This is a genomic window from Enterococcus sp. DIV0546 (genome assembly GCF_051712785.1).
Taxonomy (GTDB): Bacteria; Bacillota; Bacilli; order Lactobacillales; family Enterococcaceae; genus Enterococcus; species Enterococcus faecalis.
In genome coordinates this window covers 837,501-855,747 of sequence record NZ_JBIOPO010000001.1, presented here as the reverse complement: position 1 = coordinate 855,747, position 18,247 = coordinate 837,501, and the positions used below count along the sequence as shown (strand labels likewise).

The 18,247-nt window shown below is 36.4% G+C and carries 17 protein-coding genes and 2 riboswitches (1 of these 19 running past the window's edge); of the genes, 7 read left to right on the top strand and 10 right to left on the bottom strand.

Annotated elements, in window-relative coordinates; all coding sequences use genetic code 11:
* Window positions 1-12: 12 nt before the first annotated feature.
* Window positions 13-1,002 carry a UDP-glucose 4-epimerase GalE gene (gene galE / locus IGJ24_RS04150; protein ID WP_289865603.1) on the bottom strand — a complete coding sequence of 330 codons (990 nt, stop codon included), beginning with the start codon at window positions 1,000-1,002 and terminating at the stop codon, window positions 13-15.
* Window positions 1,003-1,017: 15 nt separating this feature from the next.
* Entirely contained in the window at window positions 1,018-2,181 is a 1,164-nt protein-coding gene (locus IGJ24_RS04145; protein WP_289865604.1) for a galactokinase, read from the bottom strand.
* 198 nt (window positions 2,182-2,379) lie between these two features.
* Here IGJ24_RS04145 and galM point away from each other — a divergent pair, with 198 nt between their 5' ends.
* The 3 genes from galM to IGJ24_RS04130 all read left to right on the top strand — a co-directional run bounded on the left by galM (window position 2,380) and on the right by IGJ24_RS04130 (window position 4,474).
* Window positions 2,380-3,438, top strand: a complete 1,059-nt coding sequence (gene galM, locus IGJ24_RS04140) for a galactose-1-epimerase (RefSeq protein WP_289865605.1) — start codon at window positions 2,380-2,382, stop codon at window positions 3,436-3,438.
* Between the two features lie 130 nt (window positions 3,439-3,568).
* Window positions 3,569-3,715 carry a hypothetical protein gene (locus IGJ24_RS04135; RefSeq protein ID WP_002384758.1) on the top strand — a complete coding sequence of 49 codons (147 nt, stop codon included), beginning with the start codon at window positions 3,569-3,571 and terminating at the stop codon, window positions 3,713-3,715.
* 120 nt (window positions 3,716-3,835) lie between these two features.
* Window positions 3,836-4,474, top strand: a complete 639-nt coding sequence (locus IGJ24_RS04130; RefSeq protein ID WP_010822669.1) for a sugar O-acetyltransferase — start codon at window positions 3,836-3,838, stop codon at window positions 4,472-4,474.
* Between the two features lie 45 nt (window positions 4,475-4,519).
* On the opposite strand, the gene IGJ24_RS04125 is transcribed toward IGJ24_RS04130, so the two are convergent.
* The 5 genes from IGJ24_RS04125 to IGJ24_RS04105 all read right to left on the bottom strand — a co-directional run bounded on the left by IGJ24_RS04125 (window position 4,520) and on the right by IGJ24_RS04105 (window position 9,858).
* The gene (locus IGJ24_RS04125) at window positions 4,520-4,951 is read right to left on the bottom strand and encodes a VOC family protein (protein ID WP_002382065.1); all 432 of its coding nucleotides are present in this window, start codon (window positions 4,949-4,951) and stop codon (window positions 4,520-4,522) included.
* A gap of 66 nt (window positions 4,952-5,017) precedes the next feature.
* Complete coding sequence (locus IGJ24_RS04120) at window positions 5,018-5,497, bottom strand: GAF domain-containing protein (RefSeq protein ID WP_002360627.1); 480 nt, start codon at window positions 5,495-5,497, stop codon at window positions 5,018-5,020.
* 234 nt (window positions 5,498-5,731) lie between these two features.
* Entirely contained in the window at window positions 5,732-6,949 is a 1,218-nt protein-coding gene (locus IGJ24_RS04115; RefSeq protein ID WP_289865606.1) for an amidohydrolase, read from the bottom strand.
* Window positions 6,946-8,196, bottom strand: coding sequence for an amidohydrolase family protein (locus tag IGJ24_RS04110; protein ID WP_289865607.1), 1,251 nt, complete (start codon window positions 8,194-8,196; stop codon window positions 6,946-6,948). The genes IGJ24_RS04115 and IGJ24_RS04110 overlap by 4 nt, the downstream gene beginning before the upstream one ends.
* Complete coding sequence (locus IGJ24_RS04105) at window positions 8,197-9,858, bottom strand: peptide ABC transporter substrate-binding protein (protein WP_002363656.1); 1,662 nt, start codon at window positions 9,856-9,858, stop codon at window positions 8,197-8,199.
* 380 nt (window positions 9,859-10,238) lie between these two features.
* On the opposite strand from IGJ24_RS04105, the gene IGJ24_RS04100 reads away from it, so the two are divergent.
* Window positions 10,239-11,909 (top strand): PucR family transcriptional regulator, encoded by a 1,671-nt coding sequence (locus IGJ24_RS04100; protein WP_002358159.1) that lies wholly within the window; start codon window positions 10,239-10,241, stop codon window positions 11,907-11,909.
* A gap of 54 nt (window positions 11,910-11,963) precedes the next feature.
* Here IGJ24_RS04100 and IGJ24_RS04095 read toward each other — a convergent pair whose 3' ends face one another.
* From IGJ24_RS04095 to IGJ24_RS04085, 3 genes are all read right to left on the bottom strand, one after another.
* A complete protein-coding gene (locus tag IGJ24_RS04095; RefSeq protein ID WP_002358161.1) occupies window positions 11,964-12,389 on the bottom strand; it encodes a universal stress protein in 426 nt (141 codons plus the stop codon).
* Entirely contained in the window at window positions 12,389-13,987 is a 1,599-nt protein-coding gene (locus IGJ24_RS04090; RefSeq protein ID WP_002382010.1) for an Nramp family divalent metal transporter, read from the bottom strand. Before IGJ24_RS04090 ends, IGJ24_RS04095 begins: the two co-directional genes overlap by 1 nt.
* A 267-nt stretch (window positions 13,988-14,254) precedes the next feature.
* On the bottom strand, window positions 14,255-14,770 hold the full coding sequence (locus IGJ24_RS04085; protein ID WP_289865608.1) for an AAA family ATPase: 516 nt from the start codon (window positions 14,768-14,770) through the stop codon (window positions 14,255-14,257).
* Between the two features lie 314 nt (window positions 14,771-15,084).
* Window positions 15,085-15,252, top strand: a riboswitch (M-box (ykoK) riboswitch).
* Between the two features lie 41 nt (window positions 15,253-15,293).
* Between IGJ24_RS04085 and IGJ24_RS04080 the strand changes: the two genes are divergently transcribed.
* The 3 genes from IGJ24_RS04080 to IGJ24_RS04070 all read left to right on the top strand — a co-directional run.
* Window positions 15,294-17,066: an ABC transporter permease subunit gene (locus IGJ24_RS04080; RefSeq protein ID WP_002384764.1), complete on the top strand. Its 1,773-nt coding sequence runs from the start codon at window positions 15,294-15,296 to the stop codon at window positions 17,064-17,066.
* An 88-nt stretch (window positions 17,067-17,154) separates the two neighbouring features.
* Window positions 17,155-17,934, top strand: a complete 780-nt coding sequence (locus IGJ24_RS04075; RefSeq protein WP_002360638.1) for an ABC transporter ATP-binding protein — start codon at window positions 17,155-17,157, stop codon at window positions 17,932-17,934.
* A 62-nt stretch (window positions 17,935-17,996) separates the two neighbouring features.
* Window positions 17,997-18,164, top strand: a riboswitch (M-box (ykoK) riboswitch).
* Between the two features lie 64 nt (window positions 18,165-18,228).
* Window positions 18,229-18,247, top strand: partial view of a hypothetical protein gene (locus tag IGJ24_RS04070; RefSeq protein WP_002384766.1) — the start only. 233 nt of this gene lie beyond the right edge of the window; the window shows 19 of its 252 coding nt (coding positions 1-19); its start codon is at window positions 18,229-18,231; its stop codon lies beyond the right edge, outside the window.

Genomic DNA, 18,247 nt, shown 5'->3' with positions numbered 1-18,247 from the left:
TCTGATGTTCTCCTATTCATTATAGCCTTGAGGATGTTTCACATGCCATTGCCAAGCGGTGGCGATAATGTCCTTGACCTCAGTTACTTCTGGTTGCCAGCCTAAAACTCGTTTGGCTTTTTCACTAGAAGCAATTAACGTACTAGGATCCCCTGCTCGGCGTGGCGCGATTCTCGCAGGGATTTCTTGACCTGTCACTTCGCGAGCAGCATCTAACATTTTTTTAACAGAATAGCCGTTGTTGCTTCCCAGGTTAAAGACGTCACTTTCGCCGCCATTTTTCAAATATTCTAAAGCCAAAATATGTGCTGCAATCAAGTCTTCAATATAAACATAATCTCGAATGCACGTGCCATCTGGTGTATCATAATCATCCCCAAAAATACTTAGCTCTGCTCGTTGGCCTAATGCCACTTGTAAAATAATTGGCACAATATGCGTTTCTGGCGTGTGATCCTCACCAATTGAGGCATCTTTTTTTGCTCCTGCAACATTAAAATAACGCAAAGCAACATATTTCATTCCATAAGCGTTGTCGCACCATTTCATGATTTTTTCCATCATTAATTTACTTTCCCCATACGGATTTTTAGGATTCGTTGGGGTTTCTTCTGTAATAGGCATTGCTTTTGGTTCGCCATAAGTGGCCGCTGTGGAAGAAAAAACAATGTGTTTCACTCCGAATTCTTGCATAACTTCCAAGGCAATTTGAGTGCCGTGAACATTGTTATTGAAATACATTAACGGTTTCTCCACGGATTCTCCTACTAAAGAATTGGCCGCAAAGTGCAACACCCCTTCAATTGATTCCTTTTCAAAGACACTACGTAAAAAAGTTTTATCACGAATATCGCCTTCATAGAAAGTCGCTTGTTCATGAACTGCTGAACGATGTCCCGTTAATAAATTATCAACAACAACAACGGCATATCCTTTTGAAATTAATTGATCGACGGCATGTGAGCCAATGTAGCCTGCACCGCCTAATACTAAAATAGACATTTAAAGCCTTCCTTTCTAAAATAACTTTCTGGCACCGTCATCAATTGATGCAGGATAAAAATCAGCAGCATAGCCAATTTTATCTTGATAACTCTGGCCAACAGCTTCAATAAATGCATCTATATTTTGCTTTGGTACCAAAGCAATACTACAACCGCCAAACCCTGCACCAGTCATCCGTGCGCCCAAAACGCCTGGTTGTTCTTGCGCACAAGCCACTAAGGTATCTAACTCAATGCCAGTTACTTCGTAATCTTCTTTTAACGAACGATGTGAGGCATTTAATAATAAGCCAAATTCTTCCAAATCCCCTTCAGTTAGCGCTTGTTTTGCCAATAAAGTTCGTTCATTTTCTGTGACGGCATGACGCGCTCGTTTAATCAACGTTGGATTTCCAATCAATGCTTGATATTGGTCAAATGTCTCGCTGTCTAATTCACCTAAAAATTCAATAGATAACTCTTTTTGAAGCAAACGAACGGCTTCTTCGCATTCTGCACGGCGTTCATTATATTTTGAATCTGCTAATTCACGACGTTTGTTAGTATTCATAATAACAATCGTATACTCACCTAGTTTGGCGGGAACCATTTCATAGTGCATATTATTGGTATCTAGTAGAATAGCTTGATCTTTTTCTCCCATCCCTACGGCAAATTGGTCCATAATTCCTGAATTAACGCCAATAAATTCATTCTCCACTTTTTTACCGATTTGCACCAATTCAAGCATTGGACAGTGTAAAGCATATAAATCATTACAGATCGTCCCCATTAAAAGTTCAATAGAAGCAGAAGAAGACAAGCCAGCACCATTAGGAATCGTACCGTAGAAGAGCACATCTAAGCCAGAATCAATATTGTGTCCGCTTTCAATCAAGTAATTTAAAACACCTTTAGGATAATTTGCCCAATCATCTGAATCTGAATAGGTTAAATCTTCTAATGTAAATTCGATGAGACCAACCTCTTTAAAATTATCAGAAAACATCCGAATTTTTTGGTCGTCTCTTTTTCTTGCCACACCAAATGTCCCTAACGTAATAGCCGCCGGGAAAACATGACCGCCATTGTAATCTGTATGTTCACCAATCAAATTAATTCTTCCAGGGGCAAAATAACAGGCTGTCCCTTTCTCACCAAATATTTCTACAAATCGATTCATTAACAGTTCTTCCATCACTAATCACTCCTTTCACTAGTAAACAAATTGTATAATATTTACTAAACTTTTGCAAATATTTACTTAATATTTTCTTAATTGTCATTTCGTCTGAAAACGTGTACAATACAATTAAATAAAGATTTATTTTCTTAGTGTTTCTTTTTGACTATTTAAATAATCTAAAAAACAAAGTTAAATTTACTAAATATTTACTTGAAGGAAGGATTGATTATTTTGACTATTTCAACTGAATCATTTGGACAAGGAATGCTTCTTTACACACTGACGAATAAAAATGGTGTGACTTTAAAAGTAACAGATTTTGGTGCGCGAATTGTTGCGCTCGACGTTCCTCTTACAAAAAATGAATCACGATCACTCGTGCTAGGCTTTCCCTCAGCAGATGAATATTTGTCTAAAGACTTATATTTTGGTGCAACAATTGGTCGAACAGCTGGCCGAATTGCCGATGGCTCCTTTGAACTAGCGGGTAAAACGTATCAAACGATGATTAATACTCCTACTCAAACAACACTTCACGGTGGCACACCTGGGTTTGAAAGTAAAAAATGGCACAGCGAAATCCAAGAGGCACAAGCGAATCCTTCTGTGAAATTTTGGCTAGAGAGTCCTGCTGGTGAAAATGGTTTTCCTGGAAATCTCACTGTTTCAGTCACGTATACATTGACTGAAGAAAATGAATGGCAAATTGAGTATCAGGCAACTACAGATGAACAAACACTTTTTAATCCAACCAATCATGTCTACTTTAATTTAACTGGAAATCCCGCAATCCCCATTGATGCGCATGAGTTACAAATAAATGCCCAAAAGTATGTCCCGCTTGATGAAAGAGTTTTACCGCTTGGAGAATTAGCTTCCGTCGACCAGACAGCTTTTGATTTACAAAAACCTAAAAAATTAGCTGAGGTTTTTTCAAGTAACGATGAACAAATCCAAAAGATGAACGGCTTCGATCACCCTTTCATCTTAACCAATCATGATTTAATTAACCCGGATGTTATCTTAAAAAGTCCTACTAAAGATATCACCTTAGAGATGTTCACTGATCAACCTTCAGTTGTTATTTTTTCAGCAAATTTTGCTGATAACGGTCCCGATATTCAAGGGCAAAAATTAGTCAATCACGGAGCGCTCACATTTGAAACCCAAGTCTGTCCTGGTGCTGAAAGATTTCCGTTGTTCGGTTCTATCACCCTCTCACCTGAACAGGAATTTCACTCAACGACCCGTTTCAAACTAATTTATTAAGTGAAATGGTGCTCTTAACCAAGCTTATCTTCGAACTAAAAAAGATAAGAATGGTTAAGAGCACTTCTATTATTTGACATTTTTAATCGCTCCATTTACACTATTTTCAATTAGAAAGGCGGTGATGTCTATGTATGCAATCAAATTTTTTCATGGCTATTTAACTGCAGATGGTAAACGTACGCGAGATAAATCAGGTTGTTTAGTTTACCACTCTGAAAAAGAAGCACAAAAATTAGCAGATAAAATTGGCGGGAGAGTTAAAAAAATTGGATAACCTTAGATAAAGGATAGATAAGCAAGGCTATTTTGCTATCTGTCCTTTTTTATTTTACATATTCCTCGACTTATTGTATTGATTTGATACAATAGAGAAAAAGCCTAAAGGAGCGCTTACATGAAACAAAATGACTTTGATTATATGCAAATGTTAAAAGGTGAATTATATTACGCCCCCACCATTTTACCCGAAAACAAATCAACAAAAGGCAAGGTGTTAGCTCAAAAAATCAATCAACTTCCTATCGATAATGTGAAAGAAATTGTGGCCCTAGAAAAAGAATTATTAGGAAAAACTGGCAATGAGTTATATATCACCCCACCCCTCCATGTAGATTACGGTCGCCATATTGAGGTAGGAGAAAATTTTTATGCAAATATGGATTGCATTTTTTTAGATGTAAACAAAATCATCTTCGGTGATAATGTCATGGTTGGCCCTCGTGCTAGTTTTTATACTGCCGGCCATCCAATTGATCCAACGATTCGAACTGCAGAATTAGAATTCGGTACGCCAATTATTGTTGAAGATAACGTGTGGATTGGCGGAAGTGCCACCATTTTACCTGGCGTTACAATTGGAAAAAATGCTATTGTCGCTGCTGGTGCTGTGGTTACAAAAGACGTTCCTGCCAACACGATTGTTGGGGGCAATCCAGCAAAAGTCATTCGCAAAATTGATAAAAACGATCAGCAATTTTGGACAGAAAAGCAACGGCAGTATCAAATCGCTAAGAAGCAATTCTTTCATGAATAAAAAATCCCCAATCCAATGAAAATAACGGATTGGGGATTTTTTATTTTAGTCTTCTTCATAATAATTAAACATCCAATGGATGCCAAACTGATCTTTTAGGGAACCATACTTTTTGGACCAAAAAGTTTCAGATAATGGCATTGTAACAGTGCCACCTTCAGATAATCGTTTAAATAAGCGATCAATTTTTTCATCATCATCTGTGCTAACCACGAGCGAAAGGTTATTTCCTTCCGTAACTTCAAAACCAAACATATCAGGAACATCTGAAATCATTACATAGGTTCCTTCAATAATGATACTTGCGTTCATCACTAAATCCTTTATCTCGTCGTTTATAGGATGCTCAGGATCCTCAGGTGCTTCGCCAAAAGTCATTAAATTTTGACATTTTGTATCAAAAACATCTTCATAGAACGCAATTGCTTCTTTTGCTTCACCTTTAAAATTTATATACAGCTCTAACAAATGACTCACCTTCTTTCATGATCAAATTTTATACTTTATTTTCTCATGATTTGTCAGAAAGCAAAAATAGTCTGCTTAAAAATCTGATTTTTCTAGTAACAAGGTAACAAATTTTTCCAAATACAGTTGGTCAACCGCATCATAGCTATTTGTTACACCACTATCAATATCTAAAACACCGACCAATTGATGATTTTTTACCATCGGTACAACGATTTCAGACATCGCAGCTGAGTCACAAGAAATATAATTGGCGTGTGTCTTCACGTTATCAACAATCAATGTAGCTTGTTTTTCCGCTGATTCACCGCAGACACCTTTGCCCATTTTAATTCTGGTACAAGAGACTTTCCCTTGAAAAGGCCCCAAAACTAATTCTTCATCTTTATATAAATAATACCCAGCAAAAACGGTATCTGGTAATGTTTGTGCAAGTAACGCGGACGAGTTTGCTAAATTTGCAATAGCATCCGTTTCTATTTCTAACAAACCGCTCAATTGTTGTAAGCACAATTCGTAGGCTGCTTTTTTGTTTTCTCTCGTTTGTTCAGTCATGCTTGGTTCATCTCCTTCATTTTGTCTTATTATAAAGGAAGATACGCAAAAGTGCTATGTTAAAGTGAGTCAAACAAACTTGAAAAGCTGATACACGTTGTGAGCAGAAGCACTTTATAAGGATTAAACTGTGACGAGTAACCGCAGGACTGACACTATGCGTTGCTCAGAGCTGAACCCTGTTTCCTCTGTTTGGCTTTTTAGCATTCTATTTCTACCTAATTTTAAAGCAAGTTAAACCCATTGTCCTTTCAACATAATCTGGCGTTTCTGTGGTTTTCTAGCAATCACTTCTGCTGTAGAAGCTGCTTCTGTAAAGATAAAGTTTGCTTCGTCGCCTTCTGTAAACCAAAGGCGTTCTTCTTCAAATGAAAAAGGTGCTTCTTTGCCACAGCCATGGACGTAAGCTTGAGTAAGTTGCTCTTCTGTAATCTTTCCTGTCATTTCACAAAAATTACGTAATTTTTCAAATAAATCACCTAAAACATTAGAACTCCAAGAGTCAAAAAAGCCATCACTACCTAAATGAACCGATACACCAGCTTGGCGTAACACATCAATTGGTGGCAATAAATAACGAGGATCATAGGGAATTGTAGACATAATCGCCGTTTGATGCGTTGCCAAGCGTTGGTATAGTTTTTCTTTTTCTGCTGGTCGTACATCTAGCAGCGCAAAGGCGTGACTGATAGCGGTTCGCTGAGTAAATTTTCGTTCTTCCAAAATGTCTAAAAATTTATCAATTGTATAAACGCCAACTTCCCCCGTATCATGCAAGTGGATATCGATTCCTACTTGAAATTCTTCTGCCAGATCGAAAATAGTTTCTAAAGATTCTTCAATTGCATAATCAATGCCTGCAGGATCTAAACCGCCGACCATTGTTCCACCATTTTTTAGAGCTTCTCTCATGAGTAAAACCGTTTGGGGATTTTTTAATAATCCATGCTGTGGAAAGACAACAATATCATAATCAATCACATGCGCATATTTTTCTAAGGCTCTTTTGACGCCCCAAAAGTTTTCTAGTTCTACATAAGGATCAATGTTGACATGTGTCCGAATATAAGAGGCTCCATACCCAATCAATTTTTCAATCATGGCCGTCGCTCGTTGTTCTGTTGACGGAGCTAACAATTTAAGTTCACTGGCTTCGTCTGCTAAACGCTCTTTTAAATTCTTAACAGGTTGGCTAGCGCGCCAGCCTAATGAAAGGTAGGTTTTATCTAAGTGATTATGGCTCTCTTGAAAAGCGGGAATAGCCAGTTGTCCGTTTAAATCAGTGCCTTGTTGCTTTTCAGTGACTTGATTTTGCGGAATAATCGCTTGGATTTTGCCTTCTTGAATCGCTAAAGTATAGCGTGAGGTTTTAGTATACGTTAATTCGTGGTGGTCTTTAGCAAAACCAGTTTCTAAACGAACATTATTCAAATAAACAATGGATGTTGTCATTCTCTTTCCCCCTTTTGAACGGCTTCAACCAGTTGTCCTTTTAGTATCAGTTGTTGGATTGGCTGTTGGCGTGCAATCACGTGAGCAGTGCTCTCAGCATTAAATAGTAGGAAATCTGCAGAATCGCCGACGTTAGGCCAAACTCGCTGCCCGTTAGAATCAAGAGGCGTTACAAAATTACTCGCTAAGCCCCATAAACGATTCAAGCGATACTCATCGCTAATTTTAAATCTTTGAGCGGCTGTATTTAATTTTTCTATTGTATTGCCACTGCCAAAAGGCGACCAATGATCCGTCAAACTGTCATGAGCCACGGAAATCTTAACACCTTGTTCAACCAAGGTTGGAATCGGCATGGTGGGCATTCCAATCGGTACAGTCGAAGTCAAATCAATACCTGTTTCGATGAATTTTTGCGCAATGTCTCTAATTGCTGCTTCTTCTAAGCCCCCTAAGGCTAAAGCATGACTTAAAGTGACTTTGCCAAACATCTTTGCTTGTTCTGTATAATCAACAAATTTATTAAATTCATAAAGTCCCAAAGTATCACGGGCGTGTAAATGAACATCAATTTTTTTATTAAATGTGGTAGCTAATTCAAATATTTTTGCGATTGAATGATCCACATGACGATCCACAAGGGCTGGATCAACGCCGCCGACATGAGTTGCCCCCATGCGTAAGGCTTCGCGCATCAAAGGTTCGACTTGTGAGCGGAGTAATCCGTGTTGAGGAAAAGCTACAATTTCATGAGTAATGTATTGTTCATATCGACTAAATGCTTCTTTAGTAATTTCAATATGTTTCGTTCCAATAGATGGATCTACATTACAATGACTGCGAATATGATAATGGCCTTGTTGAATATACTGCTCAATAACTTGGCAAGCACGTTCTAAACTAGTTGGTAATTGTTCAGGTAACAGCCAAGTTTCTTCTTCAATACGTGTTAAAATTCCTTTCGTTAGTGGACGACAGGCCTTCCAAGGTCCCCAAAAATACGTTTTATCAATATGAATATGCATTTCTCTTAGAGCAGGTAAAACGAGTTGCTGATTCACATCGATAACTGTTTCGTTCTCTAAAGGCCTTAACTGTGGTGCGACCGCAGTACAGACCTCGTTTTCAATTCGAATATCATAGCTAGCTGTTTCTGTCGCAACAATTCGCTGATTCACAGTAGAAAATCCTGTTTCTAATTTACAGTTTTTTAAAAGCATGACAAACCCCTTCCTACCTTCATTCAATTAGTTAACATAAGCCCATTTTAAACTGTACGTAGGTCCAAATGAATGCCAATACAGATCCTTGATTTTTTGATTAGCTAATACAGAAATGCTTCGATTGTAGATTGGTGCTAAAACCGTTTCCTGATTCACCAAAATATCTTGTGCTTGAGCAAAGTCATTTAAACGAGCCTCTTGATCAGCCGCATGTGTTGTTCTAGTTTCTTGAATTAATTGATCATACGTATCACTCTTGAACGTTACGCCGCCCAAGGTACTATCCGAAGTAAAGATGCGCATAACTGTTAATGGATCACGATAATCGGTTCCCCAACCAGATAATTCTAAATCATAGTCTCTCGTTTGATCACGATCAACACGAATAGTAAAAGGAACTTGAGTAACATTCACTTCTAATCCATCTAGATTTTCTTCCAATTGAAATTGGAAAAACTCAGCAGCTTTTTTGGCGCTGTCTGTATCATCTGTTAAAAATTCTAATTTGATTTTATCCAGCCCAATTTCTTTTTTCCCTTTTTCCCAGAATTCTTTTGCTTTCGCTGTATCGTAGGTTAAATAGTTATTTTTCTTAGCAGCTAGTTTTGTGAAATCTGTTCCATCTGGCGCAATCGTTTGTCCCGGCGGAATTACTTGATCTGTAGCCGTTGATTGATCTTGCAAGACTTCTTTTACAAAACTTTCTTTATCAAAAGCTTGTGCCAACGCTTTACGAATATTGTTGTTCGCTAAAGCCGGATTTTCTTTTCCATCACGAACGCTGTTCATTTTTAAAAAGTATGTGACGAATTGAGGAATTGAAAGAAAGGCTGGATTATCAACATAACCAGGAATAAATTCACCACTTAGCTTATTCACTACATCCAATTCATTCGAGTCAAACAAATTCACCGCTGTCGTTGGGCTCTTAATTACTGAAACTTTCGCTTCTGTTAATTTAACTTTTTCAGCATCCCAATACGTATCATTTTTTTCGTAGGTCCAGTCATCGGAAGAGGCATTATCCCATTCTTTCAATTTAAAAGGACCATTATAAATCAAATGTTCTGCATCAGTGGCATATTTATCCCCTTGTTCTTTGATATATTTTTCATTTTGTGGAAACAAAACAGGAAACGAAAGTAATGATTTCAAATAAGGGGTAGGCCGCTCTAAAGTTATTTCTAACGTTTTATCATCTAGCGCCTTAACCCCAAGAGTATTCACATCTGCGCCTTCTAAGGCAATTTCCTTAGCATTTTTAATGACATCAAAAAATAAAGCTTGATGAATCGATCCTGATTTAGGGGAAGCAACTTGTTGCCATGCATAAACAAAGTCATTTGCTGTTACTGGATCATCATTCGACCATTTGGCATCTTCTCTAATCTTAAATGTATAAACGGTTTCATCTTCAGAAATCGCTGGTTCTTCGGCAGCGACCCCCAACTCTAATTCATCTTCTTTACCTAAAACATAGAGTCCTTCATAAACTTGATTCATGACTAAAGTCGAGGTCGTATCCCCCGCTGTGTGTGGTTCCATTGTCGAAATAGCCGCTTCAGAACTAATTGCAATTTTTTGTTCCGCTGCTTTGTTACTATCAGCCGAGTTTCCCGTTCCCGCCTGACAAGCCGTTAAAGCTAAAAGCAAACCGACGCATCCTAACATTTTTAATTTCTTCATACCGATCCCTCCATTTTACAAACTATAACCTTCAAATTTACCAGAATTTTCTGATAAAATATAGAAAAAGAAGCATATCTGATAAGAGTCTCAAAAAACTTACAGATTATAGAAATACTTGAGAAATTTAAAGTAGCTGAAACAATAGTAAAAGCATTAAAAATTAAGTATACTATTGCTATATCTTTAAACGATGCGTTTCTATAGGTTGTAAGCGCTGATTGTTCTTATTTGGTCACTTGTGACTACCAATCACGTGATGACTTGGAACTTTTTTCTATTAGTATAAGGATACCTTATTTTCCCTAAAATAGTTTTGTAACATCTTACAATAAATACACTTAATTTTTAGATAATTCATACAAAAGGAGGCTTTGCTAATGATGACGGTCAATGATCTACTCCATGCAGAAGAACTACCTGGTTTAACCTTATTGACGCACGAAACCAATTTAGATGCGCCAATTCTACAAGCAAATATTTTAGAAAATCCTGATGCTTTTGACTGGTTAACGCCAGGAGAAATTTTATTAACTACCGGCTATATTTTCAAAGATCAGCCTTGCTTGCAAAAACGTCTTATTCAAGAACTAGCAAATATGAACTGCGCTGCTCTAGGCTTTAAAGTCCAACGCTATTTCAATGAAGTTCCACAAGAGATGATCCAATTAGCGAATGACGTCGGCTTACCAATTCTCTCAATCCCTTATAATTACAACTTTTCTCAAATTATTTCATTGGTCAATCGCCGAGTCAATCAACCTGACGAAACGATTAGCCAACATTCTGTTCATATGCATAATAAATTTTATACAATTATCAAAGCTGGCGGAAAAAGTACCCAATTACTGGAAGTATTAAGTGCCGCGATTCAAGCGCCTGTAATGCTTTTAGATGAGCGTTTTCAGATTATGAATCATTTTGATTTACCTGATGCGCCAACAAGAATCACCAGTATTTTAAACAACGCGACTCTCAAAAAACAGTTTGAGACAGCTTTAAAAGCCCAGAACAATGAGCTACTATTATTTTATAAAGAACCATTGACTGTTGAATTTTCCTTAGCGAACCATCAGTTATCTTTGCGAATTTTACCCATCAAAAAGAAAAATCTCAGCTTATCTTACTTAGTGATTTGGCAAACTACCAAAAAATTACAGACGATTGATTTATTATCTGTGGAGGTCTGTGCTCACTACCTTTTACCACAACTTCAATTAGAATCTTCGGAAAATTTAACAACGAGGCAAAAGATCGGGGCGCTGTTTCAAGACCTTATCCAAGAAAAAAATACCAATCCTCAAGCTTGGCAAGAATTTAGTAATTATCTGCAATTAAATGAAAAAGATACATTTAGTCTCTTGCTTGTAGCCATTGAACAATTGGAACAACTGTTTAATCCGACTATTCAAATGAATAGCATTGGCCATCAATTGAATCATATTTTAGAAGGATATCGACAAAAAATTACTGCCTTTCCTACACAAACTGGCTTTATTTTATTACTAGAAAATCCAGCACAAGAGGAAGCCACCTACCTTGCACAAACCACTCATCTTGCCAAGAATTTACTAGAGCAACTAATGAAACTGAATCCAAAATTATCATTTAAATTAGCGATTGGTCCAACTGTCAAAAAAATCACCAATCTGTGTGATTCTTATAAATTAGCACAAGAAACATTCCACTTAGCACAAGCAAGTCAAGAATTACAACAACGAACTATTTTGAATTATGATGACCTCTTTTTTTATCGTTTAATGATCGAAACCCTGACCAAACAAGCCAAACAAAAAATATATCAACGATTGATTGAACCATTAGAAAAAGAAGATCAAAAACATGAAAGTTCCCTACTAGAAACCATCAATACCTACTTTCAATCAAATAAAAATATTTCGTTGACTGCCACAAATATGTATGTACATCGTAATACAATTATTTACCGCTTAAAAAAAATAGAAGAGATTCTTCACTTAACTTTAGAATTTCCTGATAGTTCGCTACAACTAAGTTTGGCTGTTTATTTATATAAACAAAAATTACTATAAAAAGGCCACCACGAATAGTAAATCGTGGCGGCTTTTTTAACTGTTTCAATTTTGTTAGCGAATAATCATTACAGAAATTGGGGCATATCGAGCCATATAAGCTGCTTGGCTACCAAAAAAGCTTTTTAATTTGCTAGTTGACTTGGAGCCAATAATTAACAAATCTGGTTTATTCAAAGGAATAAGCTTATTAATAATTAATTCTCCTGGGTTCCCTTCATTGACAATTACACTTACTTTATCGATGCCATTCGCTAACGCTTCTTGTTGATATTTTTCCGTTTGTTTCTCTAATTTCGCCAACTGTTCTTGCCAATAATTTTTATCTAACGATTGGTAAACATTAATCTCTTTCTCTTCTAAAATCGAAACAATAACCAATTCAGCTTGTTCTTCTTTTGCTTTTTGGATAGCATAATGAAATGCTTTTAACGCATCTGGCGACTCTTCAACACCAACCATAATTTTTGAAAATTTCATTATTTAACCTCCTCTACTTGTTGCTCCATAGCTGCAAGCTGCTGTGCGTATCGTTTATCGCCTTTATATAATTCTACAACCGTCCAAACTAACAAGAGAATGACGAGTGCTATGATGACATAAGCAATATTATCGGCTAACGTAATTTGACTCGCTGTCGGATTATCACCGAAGAATCCTTCAATTTGATCAGGTAAGCCTTTCATATTGAGGTAAATTAAGCCAATGACAGAAACCCAGCCTAACAATTTAATTAACCACGAGTTTTTAAAATGTTCACCCATTTCAACACGGCTATCTGTAAACATCAGTAAAGGCAACATCGAAAATGGCAAAGCAAATGCTAGAAAAACTTGTGAATTGTTCATTAAATTATTAATCGCAATATGCTCTTCCACTGTACTTTTCCCGCTGGTCATTAAAACACAGATTAAGACAGGAATAACAGATAACAAACGTGTGACCATCCGACGTAACCAAATTGGCACACGCATATGAATAAACCCTTCCATAATAATTTGACCAGTTAAGGTTCCTGTAATTGTTGAATTTTGTCCTGATGCCAATAGGGCTACCGCAAATAAAATCGATAAAATTCCAGAACCTGCAATATGCGCTAAAATAGAATTACTCATAACCGCTGGATTTGATAAAGCATCAAACAAACCAAAGAATGAAGGATCTTTGACACTACCGGATTTAAAAACGGCCACACCCATAATCAATAACAAAGAGTTAACAAAAAATGCCATTGTTAATTGAATATTAGAATCCCAAGTTGAAAAGCGTAAAGCGCGTTGAATATCGGTTTTATCTTTACGATCAATTTTACGACTTTGTACAACAGAAGAATGTAAATACAAATTATGAGGCATCACTGTTGCACCAATAATCCCCAATGCACCTGTCAGTGGCGTTTGCCCATTCACCGCATGTGATGTAGAAAAAGCTTCTGCGCTAGGAACCAGCCCTTTAATTACATCTCCCCATACTGGATTTGACAATGCCACTTGATAAGCAAAAATCACAAAAATAACAACAATTAAAGCAACAACAATAGCTTCAATTTTTCTAAAACCAATTTTTGTCAATAACAACAAAAGTAAAACATCAAATACCGTAATGAAGACAGCCAGACCTAAAGGAATATGAAATAATAAATATAAGGCAATTGCGCCCCCGATAACTTCAGCGATATCTGTAGCCATAATTGCTAACTCTGTTAAAATCCATAATACAATACCTAACGTCTTACTAGTTCTAGCACGAATCGCTTGTGCTAAATCCATCTGTGAAACAATGCCTAATTTAGCAGCCATATATTGGAGCAACATTGCAATCAAACTGGAAATTAAAATAATCGACATCAATAAATATTGAAAATTTTGTCCCCCAGTAATTGAAGTAGACCAGTTTCCTGGATCCATATACCCCACTGCTACCAATGCTCCTGGACCTGAGTAAGCAAATAACGTTTTCCAAAAACTCATATTTTTAGGCACGTCAATGGTGCCATTAATTTCTTCAAGCGAAGGACCATTTGCATATTCAATCAAATGATGTCTTTGCTTTGGTTCATGTTCTTCTGAATTTTTCAATTCAATTCCTTCTTTCGTTTTGCAATAATTTTAAAAGGCCCCTCTATCAGAAGGTTAACCTCTAATATATTTTAGGTGCACCTAAAATATACTGCTAAAAATAACAAAATGCAAGACTTGAAAGAAAATTTTGACAGTGTAAAAATAGATTGTCGTAAATGTGCGGTCTTAAAGTTTGAAGAAATCAGGGTAGCTGGTAGTTGATTATCTTAAGGAGTAGAAAATAAGGGACCTAAGTCATTTCGGCTTAGGTCCCTTATTTTATTTTTATTCGGTTATTCTATTAAGAATGGATGCTACAATTTCTGTCGTGTCAGCTGAATGATTTCTAAGAATCTCGGTAAACTTAATCTGACGAAAACCTTCAAGTACTTCGGGCAACTTATTTTTCCCCCATTCAAAAGTTCCATCATTTCTTTTCAATAATCTTTGTAAAATTTCTTCTTTCTCGACCGCTAACAAAAAATGATAAACGTCAATGCCTGCTCGTCTCAGATATCCAATCAGCTCTTCTTCATATTCTTTTTTATAAAGGGTCATTGGAACAATAATCGGCCGTCCAGACTCTTTGGACATTCGTTTTAATAAATGAGCATTCCAGCAACGCCATTCCTGATACTCTTGAAAATCATTTTCTTTCATTTCTTCGGGAATTAACTCCATCAATGCACTACCAATAATTTCTGGATCATAAATGATTGCGTTGGGAAGTTTTTGTTGTAACTCATGTGCAATGGTCGTTTTTCCGGCTCCAAACGCACCGTTTAACCAAATAATCATCATAATTTCCTTTCTTCTGAACAAATTTCTTTGTTGCTTAATTTAGGTGCTAGATTACTTTTAATTTTTTTATTCATTCACGTATAGTTACTACTTACATCTTTAACAGTAAACGAGACAAACTAAAAATACAACATCCTATACTATTCACCTTGCATTACATAACATACTCATCTGATAATTTCCCCCTAAAAAAACAGAATATGGGCAATCTTTTTAAGAATCATTGAATAGAATAACAACAAACAGTAATTCAGGTATAACTAGCTAGAAATTGTTTTATTTTTAGTCACGAGTATGATAAGCATGTAAATCAAATAGAATCATATTAGGTGAGGTTACTCTGAAGAACACAGGTTATCGCTCGGAAATGTCGAGAGACAGTAACGAGTAAAGCAGGGATTGTCGAATTAAGGCTTTCCTAAGATAACTAGAATTTTTTTCTTACGTCTCAGAAAGCCAAAGCTCAATTATTGTGATTACCCTATAATCTTCTTTTATTCGGCGACCTCTTTAATATGATTAATTGGAGGTTTTTAAATTGAAAGCTGTCACTGCATCATCTAAGAAAAATACCCTACTTGCTAAAAGTATCGGGAATCTTACCTTGCTCATCATTTTAGGCATTTTCATTTTTATCATCGTCTTCTCTTGGCTAAAAATGAATCGCCCTCTTCACACCCTTCCCTCAGAAGAATTCCTCGCAACACCAAGTAAAACAGATGATTTCTTATCTCCATCAAATCTTTTTTACTTTTCAATTCGAACCATGTTTCGAATGATTGTGGGGATGGCTTGGTCCTTCCTGTTTTCCTTTGTTTTTGGTATTTTAGCCGTAAAATATAAAACGGCAAGAAGAGTCATTTTACCATTAGTTAATTTCCTTGAATCCGTTCCATTGCTAGGTTTTTTGACCTTTACAACTGCTTGGTTACTTGGTTTATTTCCAGGAAATGTGATGGGCGCAGAAGCGGTTGCTATTTTTGCCATCTTCACAGGTCAAGCTTGGAACATCATGTTGACTCTTTATCAAATAATGGAAGTTATTCCTTCAGATCTAGTCAATGTGACCGATCAGTTCAAGTACAATGCTTGGGAAAAATTTTGGCGGCTTGAATTTGTTTACTCAATTCCTGGCTTACTTTGGAACGTTATTATTTCTCAAACTGCGGCTTGGTTTGCCTTGGTGGCCAGCGAGCAAGCTTCTGTTGCCTTTCCTAAAGAAACCAACCTTTATTTACCAGGAATTGGTTCTTATATCCAAGTAGCATTAAATCGAGCCGACTTTAAATCCTGTTTATGGGCTGTTTTTGCCTTATTAATCAATGTGGTGATTTTAAACTTTTTAGTTTTTCAACCTTTAGTTCGAGCCACTTATTATTTTAAATATGAAACAGATGTCGAAAGTACGACGCCACCTAAATCCATCATTTATCATTTATTAAAAAAAGCAACTTTAACGAAATACTTTTCAAAAGCTTTTGTGAAATTCAGTCATTTTTGGATTTACGATTTACCAAAAGTTTGGTACTTTTTCAAGCTAGACTATCTCTATCGATTACTAGCAAAATTACGCCATTTCTTCAAAACATTATGGTATGTCAGCTTAACCATTATTGGGGTTTATTGTTCTATTAAGCTCTATCATTTCTTGCCCCATCAAGATTTCAGCATGATTCCTAGATTAACCCTTTATACTACACTACGGGTTACCTTGGCCATGGTCGTTGCTGGCATTATCTTTACTCCCTTAGCAATTTGGGTTGCGAATGATAATCGGCGCTTAAGTATCGTTCAACCGATTGGACAAATTTTAGGCTCCATTCCGTCAAATGTTTATACTCCATTCATTGTGTTGATTATTAGTATGGGCTTCAACAAATTAGAATGGTGGATTCTACCACTCATCATGGTTGGTTGCCAATGGTATTTTTTCTTTAATGTAATTGCTGGCTACTTAGCCATCCCTGATGATATTCGTGACGTAACCAAACTTTTTAAATTATCTAAATGGCAATGGTGGACAAAATTTTTGATCCCTTCTATTTTACCTTACCTCATTACAGCAATTATTAACGCTGCTGGTGCTGCTTGGAACGCTGATATCGCAGCAGAAAGCATTCAATGGGGCAAAAAATCAATAGATGTTACTGGCCTAGGACAATATATTGCGGCAAACGATGGTGTAAAAGATAAATCTGCCTTAGGAACCTTAGCGATGTGTTTCGTTGTTGGTTTATGTATCGCCTTTGTTTGGCAACCTTTATATCGAGCAGCAAAACAAAAATTTCACTATTAATAGCTGGACGACTCAACTCGACTAAATTTTTAAGATAAACTAGAGAGGAGAACGATAGGTGATTTCCCTTTACCTATCTAATAAGACGATGGAAAATAAAGAATTATTAAGCATAAAATCAGTATATAAAGAATTTGAAATTGAAGGACATTCAGAACATTTAAAAGTCCTTGAAAATATTGATTTAACAGTTAAAACGAATGAATTTTTAAGTATTATCGGACAATCAGGAACAGGAAAATCAACGTTGCTCAGAAGTATCGCTGGACTTCTTCGTACAACTAGAGGTGAAATTACTTTTGAAGATAAAATCATTAATGAACCTGATGCCAATATCGGCATGGTTTTTCAACATTTTGCCCTTTTTCCTTGGTTGACAGTTGAAAAAAATATCAGCTTTGGCTTAGAAAACCGTAAAGAAATTTCTCGCGAACAAATAAATAAAAGAGTCAGTAATCTCATTGAAATGATTGGTTTAACTGGTTTTGAAAAAGCTTATCCCAGAGAGTTATCTGGTGGAATGAAACAGCGTGTAGGCTTTGCTCGTGCTTTAGCCATCGAACCTAGTTTATTGCTCTTAGACGAACCTTTTTCAGCTTTAGATATCATTACAGCCAGCCAATTATCTAACGATTTATTAGAAATTTGGCTAAACAATCAAATTGCGACTAAATCAATTGTGATGATCACGCATGATGTTCAACAAGCAGTTCAACTTTCTGATCGGGTTGTATTAATGGATGCAAATCCTGGTCGTATTGCCAAAATTTACTCAATCGATATCCCCAGAAATCAACGTTCGCCAAAAACAACCATTGATATTGTAGAACAAATAACAGAAGAAATGGTTCGTCGCATTCATTTGTAAATAGAACTGTTTTGACTTCTGCTTATGTCTTGACAAAGAGTTACTTAAAAGACTATTATTTCTTTGTAATAAGTTAGGTGAGGCTCCTATACAAACATAGACTATTGCTCAGAAATGTCGAGAGACACCAATGAGTAGAACAAGACTGGTCGAGGAAAAGGCTTTTCTCAAAATAGCTAAGAGTGATCTTTACGTTGTATAGTGCTAAAGCTCAACGTTCATGTTGATGTATCTTTTTAGTCTCTAGTTAATCAGTTAAGTACTTTTATTTAAAATTAAGAGAGGAGTGAAAGTATGACTACTATGTTAGCAA